This is a genomic window from Kitasatospora sp. NPDC098652 (assembly GCF_044760155.1).
Classification (GTDB): domain Bacteria; phylum Actinomycetota; class Actinomycetes; order Streptomycetales; family Streptomycetaceae; genus Kitasatospora.
Genome location: NZ_JBIWAQ010000032.1, coordinates 52,280 through 75,356 on the forward strand (window position 1 = coordinate 52,280; position 23,077 = coordinate 75,356).

Annotated in this window: 24 protein-coding genes; 7 read left to right on the forward strand and 17 right to left on the reverse strand. The window is 75.3% G+C overall.

Translation table 11 applies throughout. From position 1 onward, the window contains the following. Nucleotides 1–134: 134 nt before the first annotated feature. Complete coding sequence (locus ACIQWA_RS37620; RefSeq protein ID WP_402490811.1) at nt 135–680, reverse strand: DUF2165 domain-containing protein; 546 nt, start codon at nt 678–680, stop codon at nt 135–137. Nucleotides 681–851: 171 nt separating this feature from the next. Here ACIQWA_RS37620 and ACIQWA_RS37625 point away from each other — a divergent pair, with 171 nt between their 5' ends. From ACIQWA_RS37625 to ACIQWA_RS37635, 3 genes are all read left to right on the forward strand, one after another. Further along, on the forward strand, nt 852–2,189 hold the full coding sequence (locus tag ACIQWA_RS37625; RefSeq protein WP_402490814.1) for a hypothetical protein: 1,338 nt from the start codon (nt 852–854) through the stop codon (nt 2,187–2,189). Nucleotides 2,190–2,266: 77 nt separating this feature from the next. Beyond that, complete coding sequence (locus ACIQWA_RS37630) at nt 2,267–2,710, forward strand: hypothetical protein (protein WP_402490816.1); 444 nt, start codon at nt 2,267–2,269, stop codon at nt 2,708–2,710. Between the two features lie 252 nt (nt 2,711–2,962). Next, entirely contained in the window at nt 2,963–3,700 is a 738-nt protein-coding gene (locus ACIQWA_RS37635) for a hypothetical protein (RefSeq protein ID WP_402490819.1), read from the forward strand. Between the two features lie 125 nt (nt 3,701–3,825). Here ACIQWA_RS37635 and ACIQWA_RS37640 read toward each other — a convergent pair whose 3' ends face one another. From ACIQWA_RS37640 to ACIQWA_RS37700, 13 genes are all read right to left on the reverse strand, one after another. Then, entirely contained in the window at nt 3,826–3,996 is a 171-nt protein-coding gene (locus ACIQWA_RS37640) for a hypothetical protein (RefSeq protein ID WP_360231914.1), read from the reverse strand. A gap of 125 nt (nt 3,997–4,121) precedes the next feature. Then, complete coding sequence (locus ACIQWA_RS37645) at nt 4,122–4,970, reverse strand: maleylpyruvate isomerase family mycothiol-dependent enzyme (protein WP_402490822.1); 849 nt, start codon at nt 4,968–4,970, stop codon at nt 4,122–4,124. Between the two features lie 140 nt (nt 4,971–5,110). Continuing rightward, a complete protein-coding gene (locus ACIQWA_RS37650) occupies nt 5,111–6,211 on the reverse strand; it encodes a hypothetical protein (RefSeq protein WP_402490824.1) in 1,101 nt (366 codons plus the stop codon). 182 nt (nt 6,212–6,393) lie between these two features. Beyond that, complete coding sequence (gene thpR / locus ACIQWA_RS37655) at nt 6,394–6,999, reverse strand: RNA 2',3'-cyclic phosphodiesterase (RefSeq protein ID WP_402490826.1); 606 nt, start codon at nt 6,997–6,999, stop codon at nt 6,394–6,396. Nucleotides 7,000–7,094: 95 nt separating this feature from the next. Next, nucleotides 7,095–7,622: a hypothetical protein gene (locus ACIQWA_RS37660; RefSeq protein ID WP_360231925.1), complete on the reverse strand. Its 528-nt coding sequence runs from the start codon at nt 7,620–7,622 to the stop codon at nt 7,095–7,097. 99 nt (nt 7,623–7,721) lie between these two features. Continuing rightward, nucleotides 7,722–8,072 carry a hypothetical protein gene (locus ACIQWA_RS37665; protein WP_402490829.1) on the reverse strand — a complete coding sequence of 117 codons (351 nt, stop codon included), beginning with the start codon at nt 8,070–8,072 and terminating at the stop codon, nt 7,722–7,724. Between the two features lie 271 nt (nt 8,073–8,343). Beyond that, on the reverse strand, nt 8,344–9,048 hold the full coding sequence (locus ACIQWA_RS37670) for a hypothetical protein (protein WP_402490832.1): 705 nt from the start codon (nt 9,046–9,048) through the stop codon (nt 8,344–8,346). Then, a complete protein-coding gene (locus ACIQWA_RS37675; protein WP_402490834.1) occupies nt 9,048–9,662 on the reverse strand; it encodes a SigE family RNA polymerase sigma factor in 615 nt (204 codons plus the stop codon). Before ACIQWA_RS37675 ends, ACIQWA_RS37670 begins: the two co-directional genes overlap by 1 nt. 259 nt (nt 9,663–9,921) lie before the next feature. After that, complete coding sequence (locus ACIQWA_RS37680) at nt 9,922–10,764, reverse strand: siderophore-interacting protein (protein WP_402490836.1); 843 nt, start codon at nt 10,762–10,764, stop codon at nt 9,922–9,924. Nucleotides 10,765–10,872: 108 nt separating this feature from the next. Then, a complete protein-coding gene (locus ACIQWA_RS37685) occupies nt 10,873–11,493 on the reverse strand; it encodes a hypothetical protein (protein ID WP_402490839.1) in 621 nt (206 codons plus the stop codon). 104 nt (nt 11,494–11,597) lie between these two features. Then, nucleotides 11,598–12,689, reverse strand: a complete 1,092-nt coding sequence (locus tag ACIQWA_RS37690) for a VWA domain-containing protein (protein WP_402490842.1) — start codon at nt 12,687–12,689, stop codon at nt 11,598–11,600. Between the two features lie 170 nt (nt 12,690–12,859). After that, on the reverse strand, nt 12,860–13,432 hold the full coding sequence (locus tag ACIQWA_RS37695; RefSeq protein WP_402490845.1) for a hypothetical protein: 573 nt from the start codon (nt 13,430–13,432) through the stop codon (nt 12,860–12,862). A gap of 227 nt (nt 13,433–13,659) precedes the next feature. Further along, the gene (locus ACIQWA_RS37700; RefSeq protein WP_402490847.1) at nt 13,660–14,502 is read right to left on the reverse strand and encodes an SAM-dependent methyltransferase; all 843 of its coding nucleotides are present in this window, start codon (nt 14,500–14,502) and stop codon (nt 13,660–13,662) included. Between the two features lie 269 nt (nt 14,503–14,771). Here ACIQWA_RS37700 and ACIQWA_RS37705 point away from each other — a divergent pair, with 269 nt between their 5' ends. Together ACIQWA_RS37705 and ACIQWA_RS37710 are read left to right on the forward strand one after the other, a co-directional pair. Next, nucleotides 14,772–16,784 (forward strand): hypothetical protein, encoded by a 2,013-nt coding sequence (locus ACIQWA_RS37705; RefSeq protein WP_402490849.1) that lies wholly within the window; start codon nt 14,772–14,774, stop codon nt 16,782–16,784. A gap of 145 nt (nt 16,785–16,929) precedes the next feature. Further along, nucleotides 16,930–19,200, forward strand: a complete 2,271-nt coding sequence (locus ACIQWA_RS37710) for an MMPL family transporter (RefSeq protein ID WP_402490852.1) — start codon at nt 16,930–16,932, stop codon at nt 19,198–19,200. Nucleotides 19,201–19,300: 100 nt separating this feature from the next. Here ACIQWA_RS37710 and ACIQWA_RS37715 read toward each other — a convergent pair whose 3' ends face one another. After that, the gene (locus tag ACIQWA_RS37715) at nt 19,301–19,693 is read right to left on the reverse strand and encodes a nuclear transport factor 2 family protein (RefSeq protein WP_402490854.1); all 393 of its coding nucleotides are present in this window, start codon (nt 19,691–19,693) and stop codon (nt 19,301–19,303) included. Nucleotides 19,694–19,788: 95 nt separating this feature from the next. Here ACIQWA_RS37715 and ACIQWA_RS37720 point away from each other — a divergent pair, with 95 nt between their 5' ends. Together ACIQWA_RS37720 and ACIQWA_RS37725 are read left to right on the forward strand one after the other, a co-directional pair. Then, nucleotides 19,789–20,235 carry a MarR family winged helix-turn-helix transcriptional regulator gene (locus tag ACIQWA_RS37720; protein ID WP_402490857.1) on the forward strand — a complete coding sequence of 149 codons (447 nt, stop codon included), beginning with the start codon at nt 19,789–19,791 and terminating at the stop codon, nt 20,233–20,235. A gap of 170 nt (nt 20,236–20,405) precedes the next feature. Further along, complete coding sequence (locus ACIQWA_RS37725) at nt 20,406–21,461, forward strand: AraC family transcriptional regulator (protein ID WP_402490860.1); 1,056 nt, start codon at nt 20,406–20,408, stop codon at nt 21,459–21,461. Between the two features lie 168 nt (nt 21,462–21,629). On the opposite strand, the gene infA is transcribed toward ACIQWA_RS37725, so the two are convergent. Next, nucleotides 21,630–21,854, reverse strand: coding sequence for a translation initiation factor IF-1 (infA, locus tag ACIQWA_RS37730; RefSeq protein ID WP_188306513.1), 225 nt, complete (start codon nt 21,852–21,854; stop codon nt 21,630–21,632). Nucleotides 21,855–21,951: 97 nt separating this feature from the next. Then, nucleotides 21,952–22,734, reverse strand: coding sequence for a GNAT family N-acetyltransferase (locus ACIQWA_RS37735; protein WP_402490863.1), 783 nt, complete (start codon nt 22,732–22,734; stop codon nt 21,952–21,954). Nucleotides 22,735–23,077 lie beyond the last annotated feature (343 nt).

Genomic DNA, 23,077 nt, shown 5'->3' on the forward strand with positions numbered 1-23,077 from the left:
GAACGCCAGAAGGACTCTATGGGGTGCCGCCGACGGCTTCCACGCAGGTCGGACCGGTCGGGCCGGTCGGGCCGGTCGGGCCGGTCGGGCCGGTCGGACGGGCATCAGCCGCGGTGACGGCTCGGGGGGGTGTCTCACTCCGGCGGGGCGGGTGTGCGGTGGTGCGGCAGGTTCACCACCACCAGGGCCAGCCCGGCCAGGGTGACGTTGCGGATCGCCGCGTCCAGGCCGTTCCAGGCCTTCGACTGCCACATGGCGAACCACTCGCCGCCGATCCCGATGAACCCGGCCCCGAAGAGGAGCAGCATCAGCAGCAGGCCGAGGGTGCTGATGCTGCGTGCCAGCTGCGGCCGCAGCCACCAGGCGACCGTTCCCGCCGCCAGCACCAGGGCGCTCAGCGCCTCCCAGACGATGATCGCCACGTAGGCGGCGTTCTGCAGGCCCGGGGAGGTGATGGAGCGCCACATCAGGTCCCGGTCCTGGAAGGTGGTGTCCATCGCCAGCACGTGCTGGACGAAGTGCTGGTTGGTGGCGAAGTCGGTGACGTTCCCGAGGACCACGAGCAGCAGGTACAGGGCGTTCACGCCGGTGAGCACGGCCGCCGCCGCGGGCAGCGAGCCGAACGCGAGCAGGCGGTCGCGGGTGGTGGGGTCCGGGTGCGCGGGGCGGCTGGTCGGCATGGGGAACAGGCTATCCCCCGGCCGGAGTTGGCCGGTCTCTCCGCCTGCGGGGGGCGAAGGCGGCGGCAGGGCGGCGGCAGGGGCGGCGGGTGGCGGAAACCGGGTTGCCCGGGGGGTGGTCGGTCGAGGATCATCCTGGGGTTCTGTATGCCCTCTGACCTCGGGAGACACATGACCAGCGAACTGTCCGAAGCCTGGGAGCTCTGCAAGTCCGGCGACTCGCAGGGATCGATGCGGGTGCTGCGTTCCGCCGCGGACCGGGTCCCGCCCGCCGAGGTCGCGCCGCTGGTGGCCCGGCTGGCCCAAGGCGCCGGTTTCGAGGACCTGGCGCAGGCTTCGACGGCGCTGGCGGCCCGGCCCGGGGAGGTCGAGCGGCTCTACGACTACGGCTATGCCTGCGTCGAGCGCGGCATCGACGCGGTGGCCGTGCCCGCGCTGCGGGAGGCGCTGCGGCTGGTCCAGGCGCCGCCGGCGGCCGCGGCGCGCGGCGGCCTGTTCCGCCGCAAGGCCAAGCCGCAGGCCGGCCCGCCGCTCGGGCTGCGCAAGGTGCTGCTGGAGCTGGTCTCGGCCCTGGAGGGCTGCGAGCGGCACGGCGAGGCCCTGGCCGTGCTGCGCGAGCACGACGAGCGGCTCGACGACTGGCCGGACCGCTACCTGACGGTCTACAACGCCCTGATGGACGGTCAAACAGCGCTGGCACGTGAGGTGTTCGGGGCGATGTCAGCCCCCGAGGGGATCTGGGTGGGGCCGGGCCAGCGGGTCGGACGGATGCTGGAGCGGGCCGCGCAGCTGCCGCCGGTCGACGAGCGGGACCTGCGGGGTTGGCACTACGTGCTCACCGGCGGCCTGCTCACCACCCTCTCGCCGCACGGCTTCGAGCAGGGCATGACCGGCCGCTGGGCCTACCTCCAGGACGACTTCGGGCACTGCCGTTACGGTCTGGAGCGGCTGCGCGCCGTCCTGGCCGCCACCGGCCACAAGCCCGACTCGGTCGCGCTGCTGGCCGACCGGGGCAGCCGGGCGCTCGGACTGGCCGCGGCGCGGCTGCTCGGGGTCCCGGCGGCGCCGTTCCGGCCGGGCACGCCGGGTGCGCTGGTGGTCGCGTACGACCTGAACGAGTGCGATCCCGCCGTGGTGGCGCAGCTGAACGAGCGGGTGGCGGGCCAGCTGCTCTTCGAGCACGCCACCTGCTGGACGGACCCGCCGGCCGTGACGGCCGATGTCTCCACCCTGCTGGGGCAGATCGTGAACGCCCCGTGGGAGCCGGGCCTGCAGTTCGGCGAGGACGGCGAACCGGCGGAGGCCGGGCCCGACCCGCGCTCGGCCGAGGAGCTCGCCGAGGCGATCCTGGCCGCCGCCCCCGAGGCGCCGGAGGGCGACGGCGGGACCCCGGCCGACCCGGACGACGTCCTCACGGCCTTCGCCGCCCGCGCGGCCGGCTGGCCCGGCGCCGGTCCGCGCGACCGGGTGCGTTCCGCCGGGCCGGTGCGCAGCTCCCGCTTCGCGTGACGGCCCGCCCCCACCCGCCGGAACGAACAACCCCCCTGGTCACAGGCCTGCCGGTGCCACCTGGGAGGATCTGCGCCATGACGACCGACATCCGCCGCGCGGCGGGCACCAGAACCTTCTCCGACGTCCTGCTGTCGATGGTCGGCCTGCGCCGGCCGAGCACGGAGAAGGACCTGGCCGACCTGCGGGCGGGCACCACCTTGCAGGTGGCCTGTTCGAGCCCGACGCTGGGCACGGTCAGGATGCTGCCGGTCGGCAAGGGGCGCACCGTCGCGCACACGGCCTCCGGCTACCTGCACCTGACGGCCGGCTCGGTGGCCTGGCGCAACCGGCGCACCGGCGAGGACGTCGCCCTCCGGGGGCCGTTCGGCCTGTCGGCGTCGGAGCAGCGCACCCCGCACCCGAAGATGGCGCGCTTCGACCTGGTGGCGGACGGCGCGCAGCACGTGATCCTGATCCCCAAGGCCGATGTCCCCCTGGTGACGCAGGTGCTGGAGGCGGTCGGCGCGGCCGGCCGGTAGCGCGGCCGGCTGGTAGCCGGTCACCCGGTCGCTGATGTCCGGGTGGCCGGTGATGCGGCAGGGGCAGGACCAGTCCGGGCCCTGCGGATCCCGGCGGGGCGCGCCGAGTTCGAGCAGCACCGGGGACCGCGTCCCGTCCGGGGCGGTGTACAGCAGTTCGCGGTGGGCGATGACCTGGCCGATGTCGTGTGCGGTGCTCATCGCAGCCGTACGGCACCGTGGCACGACAGTGCAGGCCCTAGGCTCGCCCGCATGGGTCGTGACGGGCAGGGAAGTGACGGTGGGGTGCGGGTACCGGTGCAGGTGCCGGTGCCGCCGTTGGGCGGTTACGAGGCCGGGCGGCTGTTCCACCGGCTGTTGCAGCTGTTCCTGCGGGACTCGAAGGAGGCGGGGCAGCCGGTCGGCCGGCACCAGTACCTGCTGGGTGGCGTCGTGCAGTTGCACGAGCCCGCCCGGGCGCAGGGCGGTGGCGCCGGGTCGGAGCAGCCGCGCTGTGCGTGCTGCGGTACGCCGTACCCGTGCCGCACGGTGCTCGGCGTGGCGGTGAGCGCGGGGTTGCCGATCCCCTGGGACTCCCCCGCCGCCGTGGTCCCCGCGCTGCGGGACGCGGGGCTGGAGCCCCGGCCGGGCGGTGAGGTCACGGCGGAGCAGGTGCGGTGGACGCGGGGCTGGGACGCGCGGCGGACGGCGCACGGGGCTTGGGAGATCGGCATCGCGCTCGACCGGGGCGAGGTGGAGACCCTGGCGGTGGCGGACGACGCGGCGATGGCCCGCTACCTGGCCGTGGCGGCGGTGGCCCTGGGCAGCCCGTACCCGTACGGCTGGGCCGAGGACGCGGCCGAGGCGGCGGCGGTGCGCCCGGCGGCGCACGCGCAGGTGGCCGAGTGGCGGGAGCGGGTGCGGCTGCCCTTCCTGGACGTGCACCGGCAGTACGGGGCGGACGAGGCGGACGAGGGCGGGGCGGACGAGGGCGAGGGCGAGGCGAACTGACGCCTCGGCGGCGGTGGCCCGCCCGTCCCGCGCGAACGGCGCGGCAGAACGGCGGCGTCCGTGCAGGACGGGCGGGACCGGCGCGAGACGGGGGCGGGACGGGGGCGGGACGGAGGCGGGGCCCGCTACCTGCGGTTCTCCCTGTCCTCCTCGCCCTCCGGCGGCAGGCCGACCTCCTCGCGGTCCTCCTCGGTGCGCTCCTCCAGCTCGGCCTCGTCGGGGCGCCGGGGCAGGCCGCGGCCGTGGCCGGTGTCGGGATCGCCCTCGACGTCCTTGTTCGACTTGTGGTGCGACATGGGGATCCTCCTCGGCCGGACGGCGCCTGGTCGGGTACGGGTTCGGTACTCGCCCCCTCCCATCACCTCTCCGGGCCCGGCGGCCCGCAAGTCGGCCGGTGCTCCGGCGGGTCGGGCGGGCGGGTTCAGGGGGCGGTGAACAGGGTGGGGAAGGCCGGGGCCAGCCAGGGGCGGCGGCCCCAGGCGAGGACCTTGCCGCGCAGCAGGGCGTCGGTGGCGCCCAGGCGGCCCAGGGCGATGAGGAAGAACGCCACCGGCTCGGTGAGGATCGTGCAGTCGGGGCGGCGCGGCGGCCGCGGGCTCACCGTGGCGGCGCCGTCCGTGAAGGTCACCGCGAAGCCTTCCAGGCCGCGGATCCGCAGGCGGTAGCAGGCGTTGTGGCCGGCCGCGGCGCGGGGGTCGACCACCCGGGGCATGGCGGCGCGCAGGAAGGGCAGGGTCAGCGCCACGCGCCGGCGGTCCAGCGGGTGCGGGCGGCCGAGGGCGCGGGCGATGTCGTGGAGGTGGGCGAGCATGTGGGTCAGCAGGTAGGCGGTGAGGGTGTCCAGGTCCATCGCGCCGAGCGGGGTCGTCACCGGTGCGGTGCCGGGGCGCGGGGTGGCCGCCGCGGTGAACTCCCGTGCCTGCTCGGCGATCTGTGCGGCGAGGACGGCCGGGTCGCGCTCGGGCCGGGCGGCCAGGGCGGCCGCGTTCGCGGCGGCCAGCGAGCCGGGGGTGCCGTCGCCGTAGGGCCGTTGAGCGCCGGCGGCCAGGGCGGCCATCAGCTCGTTGGCCATCGCGAGGTGGGCGGCGGCTTCGGCGACCGTCCAGGCGGATCCGGGGACGGGGGTGTCGCCGTCGCAGCCGGCCAGCAGGGCGGGGGCCTCGTCGCCGACCTCGGTCACCGCCCGCAGGAGCGCGGTACGGGCGGCGCCGGGGCGGGCGGCGCCGGGGCGGGCGGCGCCGGGGCGGTGCGGGGGCTGCGGGGCGTTCATGGGGGTGAAGCGTGGCCCACTCCCCCGCCGCTGTCCAGGGGTGCGGCGCGGTCAGCGCGGGGACGGGGCCGGGCCCCCGCCCGGCGGGCGGGCGGGGGCCGTCGGACGGCCGGGGCGGTCCGGCGCTCGGTCACGCTCGGTCAGTGGGCGACGATCTGGAGGTTGGCGCCCTGGCCGGCGGTGCCACCCACGTAGAAGGTGTGGCCGTCGGGGCCCAGCGCCAGGCCGGTGAGGTTGTCCTCGTCGAGGTCGCCGGCACTGTCGGCGGGGACGGGGGCGCCGGTGGCGGTGTCGAGGGCGAGGACGGAGGTGCTGCTCGCGCCGTAGTTGCTGTCGGCGAGGTAGAGCCGGGTGCCGTCGGCGCTGACCTGCGGGTTCTCCAGGACGTCGCCGCCGGTGGCGGGGTGGAAGGTGGTGGTGACGGTGTCGGTGGCCGGGTCGATGACGGTGCTGGCGCCGCTGCCGAGTTCGGCGAGGCCGAACAGGCGCTTGCCGTCGGGGGTGAACGCCAGGTTGTAGTCCAGGTTCGTGGCGGTGCCCTGGACGGTGCCGGCCACGGTCGGCGCGGTGGCGGCCGCGGCCACGTGGACCACGCCCTGGCTGGTGCCGACGTAGACGTCGCCGGTGCCCGGGCGGGCCGCGGGGGCGCCGACGTAGGGGGCCGGGACCTGGACGGAGGCGGTGAAGGCCCGCTGCGCGGTGGCGAAGGCCAGGATCCGGCTCTGGCCGTTCTGCCGGTAGGCGGTCGCGCCGTTCTGGGAGACGTACAGGGTGGATCCGTCCGGGCTGAGGGCCAGGCCGGAGGTGGAGCCCGTGCTCCAGCCGGCGGGGCGGGGCTGGTCGGGCAGGGCCAGGGTGGCGAGCAGGGTCAGGGTGGCGGTGTCCACCACGCTGAGGCGCTGGCCGTCGAGGACGTACAGGCGCGAGCCGTCCGCGCTGAGCGCCGGGTGGGCGCTCCACTGGAGGGCGCCCAGGGCCAGGCGGGCGGTGACGGCGCCGGTCTGGGTGTCCACCGTCTTCACGGTGGAGGTGTTGTCGGCCTCGGTCACCACGACGTAGGCCTTGGCGCCGTCGGGGCTGACCACCGGCACGGCGCCCCGGGCGCCGACGGCGACGGTCGCCTCGGTGCCGGACAGCGGCGCGGCGGCCGCGGTGGCGGTGGTGCCGGTGAGGGCGAGCAGGGCCGTGGTGGCGGCCGCGGTGAACGTGGCGGCGGTGCGGCGGTGGGTCGTGCGGGACATCGGCTTCCCCCTGGTGGAACGTACGGTGCGGTGCAGTGTGGTGGCAGGCCTGGCGGGCCTGGCGGGCCTGGCGGGCCGTCAGTGCTGGACGACCTGCGGACCTGCGGTGCCGGGGGCAGGCTAGCCGACGCGGGCGAAGATCCGATCGACGTACGGGCGAGCGTACGGTGACCGTTCGTCGGCTACGGCTCGGCGGGGACGCTGCCGGGGGCGGTGCCCAGGTGCCAGGCCTCGATGTCGCGGTAGTGGATCGGGCCGGGGCCGCGGCCGGTGTTGCTGCCGACCAGGTGGAGGCGTTCGGCCCGCCAGGGGCGGCCGTGGAAGCCGGTGAGGCCGGCCGCGGCCCGCGGGACGCTGGTGGGGTCGTCGCGGCGGGCGCGGGCCAGGGTCAGGTGGGGGCGCAGCGGGCGCTCGTTGAAGTCGATACCGCAGGTCCTGGCCAGGGTGCGGACGTCGGTGGCGAGTCGGTGCAGGGCTTCGAGGTCGCCGCCGATGTCGGCCCACAGGAGGCGGTCGTCGAAGTGGCCGCCGCCGTGCAGGCGCAGGCGCGGGGCGGGGTGCGAGGGGGCCAGGGCGGCCAGGGCGGTGCGCAGCGGCGGTACGGCGGTGGTGGGCAGTTCGCCGAGGAAGGCGAGGGTGATGTGCCAGTCCTCGATCCGGTTCCACCGCAGTCGCGGGTAGGCGGTGTAGGCGGGGGCGAGGGCGTGGGCCAGCTCGTCCTTGGCGTCGTCGGGTGGGGCCAGGGCCACGAAGACGCGCCGGGTCGGGGGCTGGGGGTGATCGTCCACGGGGGATTTCTAGCACCCCGGCCGTCGGGTGGGTCGGGGCGGGGATCACTGGTGAGGGCCAGGGGCGGGGCAGGGGTGGGGGTCAGGGGCGGGGATCAGGGGGCGGCCGGAGCGAGGTCGAGGACGACCATCTTGTCCGTCCGGTAGCTGTCGAGGTCGGGGTGGTGCCACGACTGGCCCGCGCGGATCCGGTGGAACCTGAACGTCGCGTTCGTCCCGTTGGCCGCGACGATGCAGCGCACCGGGCCCGGGTGGTCCGCTCCGGTGAGGAGGCGGCGGAACTCCAGGGCGAGGGCGGTCCCGTGCAGGAGGAGGAGGCGTTGGTCGTCCTCGGAGATCTGCGGGGCGTCGTCGACGATCCGGACCTCGACGGGGACGTGGTCCTCCAGGTGGAAGGAGCTGTCGGCGCACTCCCAGGCGGTGAGGTCGGTGAAGGCGGCGGGCGCGGCGTCGGCGTCGCCCGTCGAGTCGGCCCAGGTGAGGACGGCTCCGCGGCGGGTGATCCCGTGGGCGAGGCGGTCGCGCAGGCCGGGGGCGAGGCCGCCGGGCGGGGTCAGGGCGGCCGGGTGGTCGAGCACTCCGAGCGCCTGGGCGGCGGCGTCGTTCATCCTCAGCGACAGCATGCGGCCCATGGTCGCAGCCGCAGCGGGCGGCACCGGGGGCTGGGGTCCCGGGCGGTCCCGTCCCGGGCGGGGGTCCTGGGCGCGGGCCCTGGGCGGGGGTCAGTCTCCTTGGGACCAGGCGGCGACGGGCAGTGAGAGGTAGACGCCGAAGTCGGTGAGCCCGGTCGCGGCGCGGATGTTCGCGTGCAGGGTGTCCACGCGTTCCTGGCGGTCGGCCGCCCGGCTGGCGAACCACTTCGACTTGACCTCGATCACCACCGCCAGGCCGCTGCGGTCCAGCGGGCCCAGCGGCCGGAACCGCAGTTCGACGTCGCCGGGTCGCAGGTCCCCGTCGTACGGCTCCTCGGGGCACTGCACGGCCAGGGACACCAGGTGCGGCAGCACCGAGCCCAGATCGCGCAGGGTGGACTCGGGCACGGTGGGCACGTGGGTCACGTCGACGAGCGGCATGTCCGACACCCTAAGGCGAGTCTGACAATTCCCGCCGGGCGCGCGACGCTCCCCCAGCCTTCGGCCGGGAGGTACCCCCAGGGCACAAGCGCACCTCGCCGCGTTGTCGTCAGTCGCCGATGCTCCGCATGGACTCCCTCCTCCGCCTTGCGATGCACGCACCCCAACGCCGCACGCTGATCCGACGCGAATTGTCAGACTCGCCCTAGAACGCCCGGCCCGGGCCGGTGGCGCCTCCCGCGGACCGGCCGCAGGAGACACCGCCGCGGGGCTACAGGCTCTTGCTCGCCAGCAGCTTTCCCTGGGCGTCGTACGCGGCGAGCCTGATGCCGGTGAGGGGCTGGGGCCGGCCCTTCCCGGAGCCGGTGGGCTTGAGGGCGGGCGCCCAGGCGTAGCCGCTGGCGTAGCCCGGGGTGCCGGGGAGCGAGGCGACGGTGGCCCAGTGGGCCCGGCCGTCGAGTTCGACGGTCATCCGGGCGACCTGTCCGGGCCCGTGGTAGACGAGGTTGTACAGGCCCTGCTGGTCGGGGCCCGCGTAGTACTGCACGGTGAGCTCGGTGGTGGCGCCCGCATCCCAGGAGTAGCCGCTGCAGCCCGGGCCGCTGCCGTAGGAGGGGGCGTCGTGGATGCAGATCTCCCGGTCCTTCAACTGCATCCACCAGTCGGGGCGGTCCAGCGGCAGTTGCCGGCCGGGCTCGGCGAGGACGGCCTCGGGGGCCGCTCCCGCCGGGAGCAGCGGGGCCTGGGTGGCCAGGGCCGCGGCCGGGGCGAGGGCCCCGTCGCCGTGCCGGGCGGACAGCACGGTGCCCGTGCCGACCGCCACCGCGAGCGCGGCCGCCACGGCCGACGCGCCCACCGCCATCCGCCTCCGCTGGCGGCGGGCGTGGATCCGTACGGGCTCGGCGGACCAGTGCGCCACGGTGAGCCGGGACGCCTCGTCGCGCAGGGCGCCGCGCACCATGTCCTCGGTGTCCATCAGCTGTCGTCTCCGTTCGTGCCGTCGGTCGTCGAACCGCTGCCGCCCGCGTAGGGGGCCAGCGCCGGATGGGTGCGCAGTTTCGCCAGGCCCCTGCTGGCCTGGCTCTTCACGTTGCCCGGCGAGCAGCCGAGGATCTCGGCGACCTGCTGCTCGCTCATGTCCTCCCAGTAGCGCAGGACGACCACGGCCCGCTGGCGCTGCGGCAGTTGGGCCAGCGCCTGGAGCAGTACCGAACGCTCCTCGACGTCGCGGTGGTCGGCGCCCGCGGTGTGCGCCCGGTCGGGCAGGACGGGCACGAGCAGTTGCCTGACCCTGCGGCGCCGGTGCCGGCTCAGGTTGTTGTTCACCAGGGCCCGGTGGACGTAGGCGTCCGGCTCCTGGAGGCGGCTGATCCGGGGCCAGTTCCGGAAGGCCTTCGCGAACGTCGCCTGGACGACGTCCTCGGCCTCGTGGTGGTCGCCGGTGAGCAGGTAGGCGGTGCGCACCAGCCGTGGCCAGCGCGAGGCGGCGTACCCCTCGAAGTCGAGCTCCCGCAGGCCGGGGCCGCCCGCGGCAGCGGGGGCGGGCCGGGGCCGGTCCTCCACCGGGGCGGGCAGTATCCTCGCGGTCATCCAGTTCCTCTTCACGTTCCGCGCGACGGCCCGATTGGGCCATCGCTCTGCCCTACTCACCGCCGCGACGGCGCAAGGGTTGCACGACGGAACCGAATCTCCGCCCGGCCGGAGGACGGGGACGCACAGGCGGGGGACGGGGTGGGGTGCGGCAGAGGCGGTGCACGGGTGGGGGTCCGGGCTGCGGCGGGTAACCGAGGGCCCGCGGCCGCAGGCCCGGCGGGCGCGGGGTGCCACCGACCGCCCGCCGGGGCCCGGGTCAGCCGGCCTGTTCCTGCTCGGCCTCGACCTGGGCGTTCCACTCGCGCTTGACGGCCCGCCAGGCCTCGTCGCTCTGGCCGAGCCGCCAGTAGCCCGAGACCGACAGCCGCTCGCGCGGGACGCCGCGCTCCACCCGCAGCAGGTACCGCAGGTCCTTCACGAAGCCGGCCTCGCCGTGCACGAACGCGGACACCGTGCCGGCGGGGAACTCCAGGGCGCCGACCGCCTCGACCAGCGCCTGGCCCACCGGGCGGGCGCCGCGGTGCAGCCAGTGGACCGCGGCCCGGGCGGGCGAGCGGAGCTTCTGCTCCTCGGCGGCGTCGGCGACCTCGACGAAGGCGTGCACCACGGCGTCGGCCGGCATCCGCTCCAGCGCCGCGGCGATCGCGGGCAGCGCGCTCTCGTCGCCCGCCAGCAGGTGCCAGTCGGCGTCCGCGTCGGGGGCGTAGCCGCCGCCGGGGCCCAGGAAGCGCACCGTCTCGCCGGGCTGCACGCGGGCCGCCCAGGGCCCGGCGAGGCCCTCGTCGCCGTGCACCACGAAGTCGACGGTCAGCTCGTGCAGCGCCTGGTCCCAGGCCCGCACGGTGTACGTCCGGGTGACCGGCCGCTGCTCGGGCGGGAACTCCTCGCGGATCCGCGCGAGGTCGAAGGGCTCGGGGTAGTCCACGCCCTCGGGGGTGAAGAGCAGCTTGACGTAGTGGTCGGTGAACTCGGTGGCGTCGAAGTCCGCCAGCCCCGCGCCGCCGAGGACCAGGCGCACCATGTGCGGGGTGATCCGCTCGGTGCGCAGCACCCGTGCCTCACGGGCGCGCGGTGTCCGGCGGGTCGGTTGCTCTGCCATGGTGCCCCCTGGGCCGTGTGGTCGTCGCACTGCCTGGTTAGGCTTGCCTAAGTTAGCACTTCTGAGGCGGCGTCCGGCCCGGGGGCGGGGGCGGGGGTGTGGCGGCGCTCAGCGCGGCGGGTCGATCCGCTCGACCGGGCCGAAGTCGCGGAAGGTGCCGCGGGTGCGGATCTGGACGCCGCCCAGGTCGGTCTTCCGGTCGAAGCGGACGGTGCGGCCCTGGGCGTCGATCCACTGGTCGAGCCGGAAGCTCTCCACCCCCTTGCTCTTGAGGATCTTGTACTGCTCGGCCTCCAGCGGCTTCATCTGCTCCACGCCGACCGTGCCGGAGAGGTGGAAGCAGGGCGTGCCGTCGCAGTCCTCCATCCCCGTGCGGGCGGACGGGCCGAGGGCCAGCAGCGCCTTGGCGTAGCCGTGGTAGTCGGCGACCCGGTCGCCGAGCGGCGAGGTGCGCCAGCTGCTGCCGCTGCGGATGTAGGTGGTGCCGTCGCCGGTGACGACGACGTTCGGGGTGTCGCTGCCGCCGCCGACCATGTCGCCGCCGGCGGCGGTCATGGACTCGGTGAGGCGGCCGGAGCGGACCGGGCCGTTGAGGTTCACCCGGGCCTTGGTGCGCGAGTTGAGCGGGCCGGCCTCGATGGTGAAGTCCTGGGTGGCCGCGTACGGGGTCGCCTCCGCGAGCGCGAGCGCCTTCTCCGGGTCGATCGCCCCGCCCGCCGTCGTGGCCACGGCGGTGGCGGTGGCGGTGGGGGTGGGCGTCGGGCTGGGGGTGGGCGTCGGGGTGGCCGTCGGCGCGGCCCCGGCCGCAGCGGCCGGTGCTCAGCGGTCAGCGGTCAGCGCAGGACGAGGAGCTTGGTGCCGGGGACGAGCTTGCGGTTGACGGAGGTGGACTGGACGAAGACGGTGTAGGAGGGGTTCTCGCCGGGCTTGACGACGGCCTCGGCGGCGGGCAGGCCGAGGAGTCGGCGGGCGGCCGGGCCGGAGAAGACGCGGCCGGTCATCCGGCCGGTGGCCGGGTCCTTCTCGGCGACGGCGAGCTGCTTGTTGCCCTGGATCTTCTCGCGCTTGGACAGCTCGTAGAAGGCGCAGCCGGTCCTGTACGGGTGGCCGGCGCTGGTGACGAAGTCGCGGATGGGGGTCGCCTCGTCGACGGGTATGAGGATGTACTTGCCGGTGTCCAGGGCGTCGAGGTTGGCCTTGACCTGGGCGGTGTCGAGGTCCTGGCCCATGGCGAAGAGGTTCTTGGTGCCGCGTACGCCCTGTTCGCGCCCGCGCAGGAAGCTGGTGGCGGCGGACTTGACGGTGCCGATGGCCTCCTCGACGCCCTTGCTGGAGTCGGCGTCCCAGATGGCGATGTTGCCGGCCGGGAAGCCGTACTCCTGGGCGGTGCGCTTGGCGAGGGAGTTGGGGACGAGGATGGCGGAGGTCCAGTGGTCGGGGAGGTCGTCCATGGCGCCCTGGATGCGGTCGAGCCAGGAGCGCAGGACGGCGGCGCCCTGGCCGGCGTTCATCCGGGTGTGCATCTGGCCGCTCTGGGAGCAGCCGGAGGCGTTCTCCTCGCCGTCGGTGACGACGACCTGGAGGAAGGAGTGCTCGCCGTAGCCCTCCCAGATGTTCTTGAGGTCGTCGACGGATTTCACGGCGGCCTCGATCAGGGCGGTGGCGCCGTTGTCGACCTGGTAGAGGCCGCGCAGGGAGGGCAGGTGCTTGACGTCCATGTCCCAGACCAGGTTCTGCACTTCGTGGTCGAAGGCGTAGAGGCTGATCCGGGTCTCGTGGCCGAGGCGGTCGGACTCCTCCTGGAGGCCCTTGACGAACTCGTCGACGACGCGCACGAGTTGGGCCTGGTGCTGGTGCATCGAGCCGGACTTGTCGACCACGAGGGAGACGTGGTTGACCTTGTGCTTGATCCTGTTCGCGGACATGGCTATCCCCTTTTCCGGCGCGCTTGCGATGCATTTCCGGAGTCCTCTCGCGGGGTTTCCCGCGGCGCCTTTCGGCGTTCCCTCCAGCGTTGTCTCCACCTTAGGGGTGGGCACTGACACTCCGTCGGGCGGCCGGAGGGGCGGCCGGAGGGGCGGCCGGAGGGCGGGGGTCAGTCCTCGTCGGCCTCGTCGGCCTCGTCCGCCTCCTCGTCGTCGGCGCGGGAGAGGGCGTCGGTGATCAGGCGGGTGGCGAAGTCCTGGTCGTCGCCGCAGATGCGGTTGACGTACTCGGCGAGCAGGGTGGCGGTGGCTTCCAGGGGGTTCATCTCGGCGTCGGTCCAGGGGCCGTACTGGGCGCGCCACAGGTTGGGGCTCAGGCCGCTGCCGGCGGCGACGAGCAGGCCGGCCATGGTGGGGACGACCTCGGGGCGGAAGGTGCGGGGCATCATGCGCATGGTGGCCAGGAGGTTGGGCAGCACGTACTCGATGACGTCCTTGCCCTGGTCCTCGCAGGCCTTCCGCAGCCAGTTCATGTACAGGTAGATGAGGGTGCAGGCGCCCTCCAGCAGGGCGGCGAAGCCGTCCGGGCCCAGGGAGGCGGCGAGGTGGTCGACCATCTCGCGGTGTTGGGGGTCGGTGCCGGTGCGGCCGTCGTAGAGGGCCTTGAGCCGGGAGTCGATGACCATGAGCGCCGCGCTCACGTCGCCGGCGGGGGCGTACTGGGGGTCGCAGGGCGAGGTCACGGGGCTCCTCCGGGGCGGGCTCGGGCGGTGCGGGCGCTCCCAGCAGAGCGGACCGGGGCCCGGGCGCGGGCCGGAACCGCCCCGGCGTCACCCGGACGGGATGCGGTGGCGGCCGGGGTGTTGACGGGGTGTCGGGGGCCGGGCCCCGCGCCGGGGCACGCACGGCGAGGCCCGCGGTGGAAGCCGCGGGCCCTCGCCGTGTGCGGTGGCGGTGTGCTGTCGCCGGGTCAGGGCTTGAGGGCGACGCCGGCGTAGAAGGAGACCTGGGCGTCGGTGACGCCGGCCGGCAGCAGGTCGGCCTCGTCGGCGCCGTCGGGGTGCCAGCGGTGGGCGGGCACGATGCCCGGGTCGAGCAGGTCCAGGCCCGCGAAGAAGGTGGCGAACTCGGCGCGGGGGCGCAGCCGCAGGGAGGTGCCGGCCTGGTTGTAGATCTCCTCGACCTTGGAGGCGCCGGGCGGGTCGAGTTCGGCGGTGGCGTGGGAGAGGACCAGGGCGGAGCCGGCGGGCAGCGGGTCCAGGAGGTGTTGGACGATGGCGCGGGCGTCGTCGAGGTCCGGGACGAAGTGGAGCAGGGCGATCATCGACAGGACGACCGGCCGGTCCAGGTCGAGGGTCCGGGCGACCTGGGGGGTGGCCAGGATGGCGGCGGGGTCGTGGACGTCGCCGTGGACGTAGGCGGTGCGGCCCTGGGGGGTGCTGGTCATCAGGGCGCGGGAGTGGGCCAGGACGACGGGGTCGTTGTCGGCGTAGACGACCCGGGCGCCGGGTTCGACGGCCTGGGCGACCTCGTGGAGGTTGGGCGAGGTGGGGATGCCGGTGCCGATGTCCAGCCACTGGCGCAGTCCGCGCCGGGCCAGGGCGCGGGTGGCGCGGTGCATGAAGGTGCGGTTGGCCCGCACGGCGGTGCGCATGGTGGGGAAGACGGCCAGGACGCGTTCGGCGGCTTCGCGGTCGACGGCGAAGTTGTCCTTGCCGCCGAGGAAGTAGTCGTACATCCGGGCGCTGTGCGGGATGTCCTGGCGTATCTGCGGCACCGCCGGCTGCTCGGGATCGGGCTCGGTCGCGGTCATCCAGGATCCTCCCATGCTCGTTCATGTCCCTTCTTGATCACACCGGGCCGGGGCAGTCTAGCCAACTCGCCGGTGCCGCGCGGGAAGTCGGCGGGGGTGGGTGCGGCTCGGCCGTCCCGGGCATTTTCCGCCGCGTCCGGCGGCCGGTCGCGTCCGGGCGGCTCGGGATGTGGCAGGTAGGAGGGCGGCGGTCCCGCCGAGTGGCCCCGTCGCGGGCGGGGCCGCTCCCTTCCCCTCCTGTCACCTCCTGCGATCGAACGGAGTCCCCCATGCGCCGACACCGCGGTGTCCTGCTGACCGCCGCCCTCCTGGCCCAGCTCGCCGCCGGGCCCGCGCACGCCGCGCCGGCCGCCGGGTGGGCGGAGGCCGGGCAGTGCGGGGTGGTGCGCAGCGGTGACGCGCCGCTGGGCGGGGCGCGGGTGACGCTGTACCAGGCCGGGGAGGGCGGGGGCGGGCGGCCGCGGGTGCTGGCCCGGGGGCGCAGTGACGGGGACGGGCGGTTCAGCCTGGACTACCGGCGGCCGCGGGACGCGCGGGCGGTGCTGTACGTGCTGGCCGACCTGCCGGCCCGTGGGGGCGGGCGCGGCGGGGGCGGGGCCGGGCAGGCGCAGGGAGCGGGCCACGGGCCGGTGAGGCTGGCCGCGGTGCTCAGCGGCGCCCAGGCGCCGCCCGAACTGGTCGTCAACGAGCGGACCACCGTGGCCACGGCCTACGCGCTGGCCCGGTTCACCGGCCCGGACGGTGTCGCGGGCTCCTCCCCCGGGCTGCCGAACGCCGCCGCCCTCGCGCACAACCTGGCCGACACCGGCACCGGCGACATCGCCCCGCTGCTCGCCGGGCCGCCCAACGGCGCGTTGACCTCGACCATGGCCGAGGTCAACTCCCTGGCCAACCTGCTGGCCTCGTGCGTCACCGGCGACTCCTGCGAGCGGCTGCTGGAGCTGGCCCGGCCGCCGGGCGGCGAGCGGCCGCGCGACACGCTGCTGGCCGCCGTGAACATCGCCCACGATCCGGGCCGCAACGCCGCCGAGCTGTTCGCGCTGGCCGCCACCACCGAGCGCTACCGGCCCGCGCTGGGCGCCGCGCCGGACGCCTGGACGGTGGCGCTGCGCTACGCGGGCAACGGGCACGAGCTCGACGGCCCCGGCAACATCGCCTTCGACGCGGACGGCAACGCCTGGGTCAGCAACAACTACCGTTTCGGGCCGGATCCGGCGGTGCCGGTCTGTGGCAGCGACGCGGTGCTCAAGTTCACCCCCACCGGGCAGGACGCCCTCGGCGCCCCCTACCGCGGCGGCGGCCTGTACGGGGCCGGCTTCGGCATCACCGTCGATGCCAGGGGCAGCGCCTGGGTCGCCAACTTCGGTTTCCAGGGCCGTGGTTGTCCGATCGATCCGACGCCGCTGGAGCGCAGCCTCTCCCAGTTCGCCCCGGACGGCACCCCGCTGTCGCCGCCCGCGGGCTGGCGTGGGGCGGGCATCGTCCAGCCGCAGGGCATGGCCGCCGACCGGGCCGGCACGGTGTGGGTCGCCAACTGCGGTTCGGACAGCGTGGCGCGGATCCCGGACGGCGACGCGGCCGCCGCCCGGCAGATCGTCACGCCCGGCCTGCACAAGCCCTTCGGCGCGGCGGTGGACCCGGCCGGGCGGCTGTGGGTGAGCGGCAACGGCAGCGACAGCGTCCAGGTGGTGGGCCCCGACGGCGCGCTGGAGCGGACCGTCACCGGGGCGGGCCTGCGCCGGCCGCTGGCGCTGGCCACCGACAGCCGGGGCAACGCCTGGGTGAGCAACAGCGGCATCCTGCCGGTGCCCTGCGGGGACAGCGCCCCCGGCGACCTGGCGGACGCGCTCGGCGGCGAGGACGGCCCGCGTCCGGGCGCCTCGGTGACCATGATCGGGGCGGACGGGACGCCGGCGCCCGCGCCCTTCGCCAACGGCGGGCTGTTCCTGCCCTGGGGGGTGGCCGTGGACGGGGACGACACCGTGTGGGTGGCCAACTTCGGCGGTCACCGCGTCGCCCGGCTGTGCGGGGTCAACCTGGCGGCCTGCCCGCCCGGGGTGCGCACCGGTGAGCCGATCTCGCCGCCCGGCACCGGGTACACGAGCGACGGGCTGGAGCGCAACACCGGAGTGCAGATCGACCCCTCGGGCAACGTCTGGCTGGCCAACAACTGGCGCACCGTCCCGGTGCAGGCCAACCCGGGCGGGCACGAGCTGGTGGTGCTGGTCGGGGCGGCGGCGCCGGTGAGCACGCCCCTGCTCGGCGGGGGCGGGCGGCCCTGACCCGACCGTAGGCGGGTGTGGAGGCGGGGGCGGGGTGGCGGCCTTCGGGGCGACTACCCGCCGGTACCGGAGGGCGGCGGCGGCCCGCGGGGAACACTGCGCCGGTTCGGCGCACCAGCGCGCAGGAGACCCCGGGAGCCCGTCCATGCCGCCGTCCACCCGCCGTGTCCCCCCTGCCGCCGCGGCGCCGCCGCCCGCCGGGCGCGGGGCGCTGCGGCGCCTGGGCGAGTGGTGCGCGCGCCACGCGCTGGTCGTCGTCGTGCTGTGGATCGTCGCCCTGGCCGGCGTCCAGGCCGCCAACCGGGCGGTCGGCGGCAGCTACTCGGACGACTTCTCCCTGCCCGGCACCCAGGCCCAGCAGGGCCGGGACGTGCTGCAGGCGCACGAGCCGGGCGCCGCGGGCACCAGCTCCCCGGTGGTGCTGCACGATGCCCGGCCGCTGACCGGCTTCCAGCCGCAGATCGCCCAGGCCGTCACGGCGCTCCAGCAGCTGCCGCACGTGGTCGGCGCGCAGAGCCCGCTGCCGCCGGCCGGGCAGAGCGCCCCGCCGGGCGGGCCGCTGGCCCCCGACGGGCTGACCGGCTACATCACCGTCCGTTTCGACACCACCCCCGCGCTGCTGGGCCGCGACTACCTGGGCGGGGTGGACGCGGCGGTGGCGCCGCTGCGCCAGGCCGGGGTGCAGGTGGAGTACGGCGGGCCGCTGGGCGAGCTGGCCCGGCCGGCGGCGGACGACCGCTCCAGCGAGGTGATCGGCTTCGCGGTGGCGGTGGTGGTGCTGCTGGTGGGCTTCGGCAGCGCGATCGCGGCCGGACTGCCGCTGCTGACGGCGCTGATCGCGGCCGTGGTCGGGCTGGGGGCGCTGGGGCTGGTCGCGGCGCTGGCCACCTTCGCCACCGTGGCGCCGACCCTGGCCACGATGATCGGCATCGGGGTGGGCATCGACTACGCGCTGTTCCTGCTGACCCGGCACCGGCAGAACCTGATGGACGGGGTGGACCCGGTCGCCTCCGCCGGGCAGGCGGTGGCCACCAGCGGGCGGGCGGTGCTGGTCTCCGGCTGCACGGTGATCATCGCGCTGTCCGGGCTGTCGGTGTCGGGCATCTCCTTCATCGCCAAGCTCGGGGCGGCGGCGGCCGTCACGGTGGTGTCGGCGGTGCTCGGCGCGCTGACCCTGCTGCCGGCGCTGATGGGGCTGATCGGGCGCCGGATGGACCGCTTCGCCGTGCGCCGTCCGATCGCCGAGGCCGGGGGCGGCGGCGGGGGCGGGGGCAGCGGCGAGGCCGGGGGCAGCGGCGGGGGCGGCGGGAGCTGGCACCGTTACGCCCGGCGGGTGGAGGCGAACCCGTGGCGCTACCTGGTCGCCGGGGTGGTCACGCTCGGGGTGCTGTCCATCCCGCTGTTCTCCATCCAGCTGGGCCACATCGGCGACGGCGCCGACCCGACCTCCTTCACCGACCGGCGCGCCTACGACCTGGTCTCCCAGGCCTTCGGCCCGGGGGCGAACGCGCCGCTGACCGTAGTGGTCGACCAGAGCGCCGTGGCGCCCGGATCCCGGGCGGGCGTGCAGGGCGCCGTGCAGCAGGCCCTCACCGGCCTGCCCGGTGCGGCGAGCACCACCCCGCTGCAGACCAGCCCGGACGGCGCGGTGCTGTTCGCCACCGTCGTCCCGGCCGGTGCCCCGCAGGACCGGGCCACCACCGACCTGGTCGACCGCCTGTCGGGCACCGTGCTGCCCGACGCGGTGGCGGGCAGCGGCGCGCGGACGTACGTGACCGGCAACACCGCGGCCCAGGTCGACTTCCTGGACCTCGTCTCCAGCCGGCTGGTCCCGATCATCGCGGTGGTGGTCGCGCTGGCCTTCCTGATCATCCTGGCGGTCTTCCGCGGCCTGCTGGTCGCCGTCAAGGCCGCGGTGCTCAACCTGCTGTCGATCGCGGCCTCGTACGGGGTGGTGGTGGCGGTGTTCCAGTGGGGCTGGGGCGGGCCGGCGCTCGGGGTCGCGGGGAAGGTCCCGATCGAGAGCTACGTGCCGATGATGATGTTCGCGATCGTCTTCGGGCTGAGCATGGACTACGAGATCTTCCTGCTCTCGCGGGTCCACGAGTCCTGGCTGCGCACCGGGCGCAGCCAGGACTCGGTGGCGCACGCGCTGGAGATCACCGCCCGGGTGATCACCTGTGCCGCGCTGATCATGGTGAGCGTGTTCGCCGCGTTCATCGTCAGCGCCAACGTGGTGATCAAGATGATGGGGCTGGGCCTGGCGGTCAGCGTGCTGGTGGACGCCACGGTGGTGCGGCTGCTGCTGGTGCCGGCGGTGATGACGCTGCTGGGGCCGGCGGCCTGGTGGACGCCACGCCTGCTGGACCGGGTGCTGCCGCACATCGACACCGAGGGCGCGGGCGAGCGGCCGTAGGGCTGGGGCCAACAGCCGTGGGGCGGGGGCGAACAGCCGTGGGGCGGGGGCGGGGGCGGCCCCGTCCCACGGCCCCCGCCCTACGGCCGGTGCCGGGTGTTCAGCGGGCGCTGCCGAGGTCGCGGTCGTGGTCGGCGCCCTCCAGCAGGAGGGTGGTCTCCTCGATGCGGCGGAAGCGGCCGTCGGGGGCGAACTCGGCGAAGAGGTAGACCTCCATGCGGACGGTGGAGCCGTCGGTCTTGGTGATGGTCATGGTGTGGCGGTCGGCGTAGCGGTGACCGTTGACCAGTTCCTCGTGGACCTCGACGGAGCCGTCGGCCACGACCGTGCGCAGGTGGGCGATGTGGGCCAGGAACTCCTCGCGGTCGTCCCAGCGGCCGTCGGTGCGCTGGCGGTAGTCGGGGGCGAAGTGCCGGTCGACGGCCTCGTTCAGGTCCAGGCCCGGGGTGAGGAGCAGGTCGGTCAGGGCGGTGGTGATGTCGGTGTGCTGCACGGGGTCCTCCGATGGTCGTCACGAGAAAGTGCGTGCCTCAGGCACGCATCTGACGGTACAGGAAAAGCGTGCGCAGCGCACGCTAATCTGAGGGGGTGACGAATCCGACCGGACATGAGATCGCCGAGGCCCTGGGACTGCTGCTGCGGCGCAGCACCCGCGCCGGCCTGCACGCCCAGCTCACCGACGGCCTGGGGGAGGCCGTCGACGAGCTCACCTACCCGGTCCTCAGCGGCCTGGCCCGCACCGGCCCGTGCAGCGCCGCCGACCTGGGCCGCGAGATCGGGCTGGACCGCACCACCGTGACCCGCCGCGCCGACCGGCTGGAGGAGGCCGGGCTGCTGCGCCGCGAGGCCGACCCCGGCGACCGGCGCGCGACCCTGCTCGTCCTCACCGACCGCGGGCAGGACGCGGTACGGGCCACCAGGCAGCGCCTGGCGGCCCGCATCGAGGACTCCCTCGCCTCCTGGCCGGCGCAGGACGCCCGGACCTTCGCCCGGCTGCTGCGCACCTTCGTGGACGAGGGGCCGTTCCAGGCCTGAGGGCCCGGGCCCGGGGCTCCGGGTCCGGATCCGGGTCCGGGCTCGGGCTCGGACCCTCTGGGCCGGCACGGGCGTCCGGGCGGGCGGACGGGCGGGATCGGTTACGGTCGACGGTCCGGCAGCGGCCGGGCCGGGAGACGGAGCGGGAAGGGGGCGGCGAGGTGGCCGCGGTGACGGGGAGCGTGTTCCGGGGCGAGGGCCTGCCCGCGCGGGAGCGGTTCGACTGCTGGCGGGAGCTGATCGGGCGCACCCGGGCCAGCGAGATGACCAGCGAGCACGCCGACGACTTCCGGGCGGAGATGCGCCGCCTGGAGCTGGGGCCGGTGACCCTGCTGCGGTCCTCGTTCCCGCCGACGCGCTTCCGGCGCTCCGCCGCCATGGTGCGGCGCACCGACCCCGGGGTGTACCACCTGACGATGCCGCTCGCCGGCGGGCTGTCGCTGACCCGCGGCACCAGGGAGCGCACCCGCACCTTCGGCCGGGGCGACCTCTACCTGGTGGACAGCTCGCACCCGTACGAGGTGCGGGCCCTCGGGGCCTGCGGCGGCGGCCGCCGGGAGCAGCGGACCGAGGCCGTGGGGATCGACTTCCCGGTGTCGCTGCTGCCGCTGCCGCCGCACCGGCTGCGCGACCTGCTGGGGCGGGGGTTCTCGGTGCGCGAGGGCACCTGCGCGCTGCTGTCGGACTTCCTGGTCGGGCTGGACCGGCAGGCGGCGGTGCTGGGGCCGGCCGGGGCGGCCCGGCTGGGGACGATCGCGGTCGACCTGGTCGCCGCCTGGGTCGCGGGGGAACTGGAGGCCGAGGCGGCCGTGCCGGAGGAGACCCGGCAGCGGGCCCTGGCGGAGGCGGTGCGCGCCTTCGTGCGGCGCAACCTCGCCGACCCCGACCTGTCGCCGGCGGTGATCGCCGCCGCCCACCACGTCTCCGTCAGCCACCTGCACCGGGTCTTCACCCGGCAGTCCGGGGAGTCCGGGGACGGCCGGACGCTGGCGGCCTGGATCCGCGGGCAGCGGCTGGAGCGGGCCCGGTGCGACCTGGCCGACCCGGCGCTGCGCACCCTGCCGGTCCAGGCCGTCGCGGCCCGCTGGGGCTTCCCCCGGGCCGACGATTTCAGCCGCGCCTTCCGGGCCGCGTACGGGCTCTCGCCCCGTGAGCACCGCCACCGGGCCCTGGCCGGGCGGGAGCAGGACGGCGACGGCGCCGCGGGCGGTACGGGCAAGGAGTAGACGCATTGCCAAGGAAGTGGAGACGCAGGGACAACACGGGCCCGGCGCGTCCTGGCATCCTCCACGAGGAACACCGCGACGCGCCGGGCCCGTCAGCCCCGCGCGGCAGAACCACCGGTGGCCCGGCACGCCACGGGGGAGCGTGCCGGGCCACCGGTCCTCCCGCTGCTAGTTGCGGTAGCGGTAGCGGATCCGGCCGCGGGTGAGGTCGTAGGGGCTGAGCTCCACGAGCACCCGGTCGTGCGGGAGGATCTTGATGTGGTTCTTGCGGACCTTCCCGCTGATGTGGGCCAGGACGACGTGCCCGTTCTGCAGTTCCACCTTGAAGTTGGCGTTGCGCAGGCACTCGATGACGGTGCCTTCGACTTCGATGCCGTTCGTTGTCTTGGTCATGGTGTTCACCTCTTCATTCGTTCGTTCGTTTGCTTGCTTGCTTGGCGTCGGTGCCGGGGTCGTTCGTTCGATGCCGGGGCGGCGGCCGGTGCGCGGGTCAGCGGTGGACCAGCTCCAGGGTGGCGCCCGCGCGCCGGGCGCCGACGCCCTCCAGGAGCGCGGTGGCGGCCGGGTCGGACTCCGTCGCCTCGGCCCAGGCGGTGGCGGTGCCGCCGCGGTGCAGCGAGTCCAGCGCGTGGGCCAGCAGCGCCCGGGCGATGCCCCGGCGGCGCAGCTCGGCGCGCACGGCGATCAGCCCGATCCGCGGCCGGCGGGGCGGGGTGACCCGGATCAGCCCCACGTAGCGGTCGCCCTGGCGCGCCACCGCGTACGTGGTGGGGTCGACCACGATGGTCCCCGCCGGGCGGGGCAGCACCTGGGCCGGCATCGCCGGCCAGCCGGCGCCGGCCTCGACCTCGGCGTGGACGACGCGCTCCAGGGCGCGCAGCGGGCCCTCCTCGGCCAGGCCGGCGGGCAGGATCGTCACGCCCTCCGGGGGCCGTACCGCGCCGAGGCCGGTGGCCTGCGGGTCGGTGGGCACCAGGTAGGCCCGTTCGCGGCGCGCGGTGGTGAAGCCGGCCCGCTGCCAGGCGGACCGGGTGTCGTGGTCGGCCTCGTCGACGACGGTGTGCAGCGGGGCGGGCAGGTCGGTGAGCAGCGCGGCGGCGAGGCGGTCGAAGACCGTGTCGTGCCAGGTGTCGATGCTGACGAACAGCCGCCCGTCGGGCCGCCGGGAGGCGTCGGCGCGGCCGATTGCCCTGCCGTCCTCGACGGCCTGCCACTCGGTGTCCGAGAGCCGCGTCACGGCAGGGGTGTTGGGGGCGGGATGCGGAGAGTCCATGGTGTTGCCTTTCGGAAGTGCCTTGCCTGAGGCGCTCCCGGGCGACACCAACGTCAATCGCCCACCGTGACGACAAGGGGGAGCACCCACCCGGTTACTGCCTTCATGGGTCTCACCTCCTCGCGTTTCTCTCACGGCTGCGCTGACGGTAGCAGCCGACGGCGCACCGGCCCAAACGGTTTACCGATGCCGGGTCATTGACTTCCGCTCCCCGGCCTAAAGGCAGGGGATTCCTACCACGGTCGTCTGACCGTCTCGGTGGGTTCCTGCTTCGCTGCGCTGTGCGGGCACGGATGCCCGGCTTATCTGCGCTCCACAGGCTGACACCGCCAGTCCGGCGGCC

What these genes read in the sequence shown, in the direction of transcription:
- ACIQWA_RS37620 (WP_402490811.1), bottom strand. Translation starts at nt 680, where the DNA reads ATGCCGACCAGCCGCCCCGCGCACCCGGACCCCACCACCCGCGACCGC.
- ACIQWA_RS37625 (WP_402490814.1), top strand. Translation starts at nt 852, where the DNA reads ATGACCAGCGAACTGTCCGAAGCCTGGGAGCTCTGCAAGTCCGGCGAC.
- ACIQWA_RS37630 (WP_402490816.1), top strand. Translation starts at nt 2,267, where the DNA reads ATGACGACCGACATCCGCCGCGCGGCGGGCACCAGAACCTTCTCCGAC.
- ACIQWA_RS37635 (WP_402490819.1), top strand. Translation starts at nt 2,963, where the DNA reads ATGGGTCGTGACGGGCAGGGAAGTGACGGTGGGGTGCGGGTACCGGTG.
- ACIQWA_RS37640 (WP_360231914.1), bottom strand. Translation starts at nt 3,996, where the DNA reads ATGTCGCACCACAAGTCGAACAAGGACGTCGAGGGCGATCCCGACACC.
- ACIQWA_RS37645 (WP_402490822.1), bottom strand. Translation starts at nt 4,970, where the DNA reads ATGAACGCCCCGCAGCCCCCGCACCGCCCCGGCGCCGCCCGCCCCGGC.
- ACIQWA_RS37650 (WP_402490824.1), bottom strand. Translation starts at nt 6,211, where the DNA reads ATGTCCCGCACGACCCACCGCCGCACCGCCGCCACGTTCACCGCGGCC.
- ACIQWA_RS37660 (WP_360231925.1), bottom strand. Translation starts at nt 7,622, where the DNA reads ATGCTGTCGCTGAGGATGAACGACGCCGCCGCCCAGGCGCTCGGAGTG.
- ACIQWA_RS37665 (WP_402490829.1), bottom strand. Translation starts at nt 8,072, where the DNA reads ATGCCGCTCGTCGACGTGACCCACGTGCCCACCGTGCCCGAGTCCACC.
- ACIQWA_RS37670 (WP_402490832.1), bottom strand. Translation starts at nt 9,048, where the DNA reads ATGGACACCGAGGACATGGTGCGCGGCGCCCTGCGCGACGAGGCGTCC.
- ACIQWA_RS37675 (WP_402490834.1), bottom strand. Translation starts at nt 9,662, where the DNA reads ATGACCGCGAGGATACTGCCCGCCCCGGTGGAGGACCGGCCCCGGCCC.
- ACIQWA_RS37680 (WP_402490836.1), bottom strand. Translation starts at nt 10,764, where the DNA reads ATGGCAGAGCAACCGACCCGCCGGACACCGCGCGCCCGTGAGGCACGG.
- ACIQWA_RS37690 (WP_402490842.1), bottom strand. Translation starts at nt 12,689, where the DNA reads ATGTCCGCGAACAGGATCAAGCACAAGGTCAACCACGTCTCCCTCGTG.
- ACIQWA_RS37700 (WP_402490847.1), bottom strand. Translation starts at nt 14,502, where the DNA reads ATGACCGCGACCGAGCCCGATCCCGAGCAGCCGGCGGTGCCGCAGATA.
- ACIQWA_RS37705 (WP_402490849.1), top strand. Translation starts at nt 14,772, where the DNA reads ATGCGCCGACACCGCGGTGTCCTGCTGACCGCCGCCCTCCTGGCCCAG.
- ACIQWA_RS37710 (WP_402490852.1), top strand. Translation starts at nt 16,930, where the DNA reads ATGCCGCCGTCCACCCGCCGTGTCCCCCCTGCCGCCGCGGCGCCGCCG.
- infA (WP_188306513.1), bottom strand. Translation starts at nt 21,854, where the DNA reads ATGACCAAGACAACGAACGGCATCGAAGTCGAAGGCACCGTCATCGAG.
- ACIQWA_RS37735 (WP_402490863.1), bottom strand. Translation starts at nt 22,734, where the DNA reads ATGGACTCTCCGCATCCCGCCCCCAACACCCCTGCCGTGACGCGGCTC.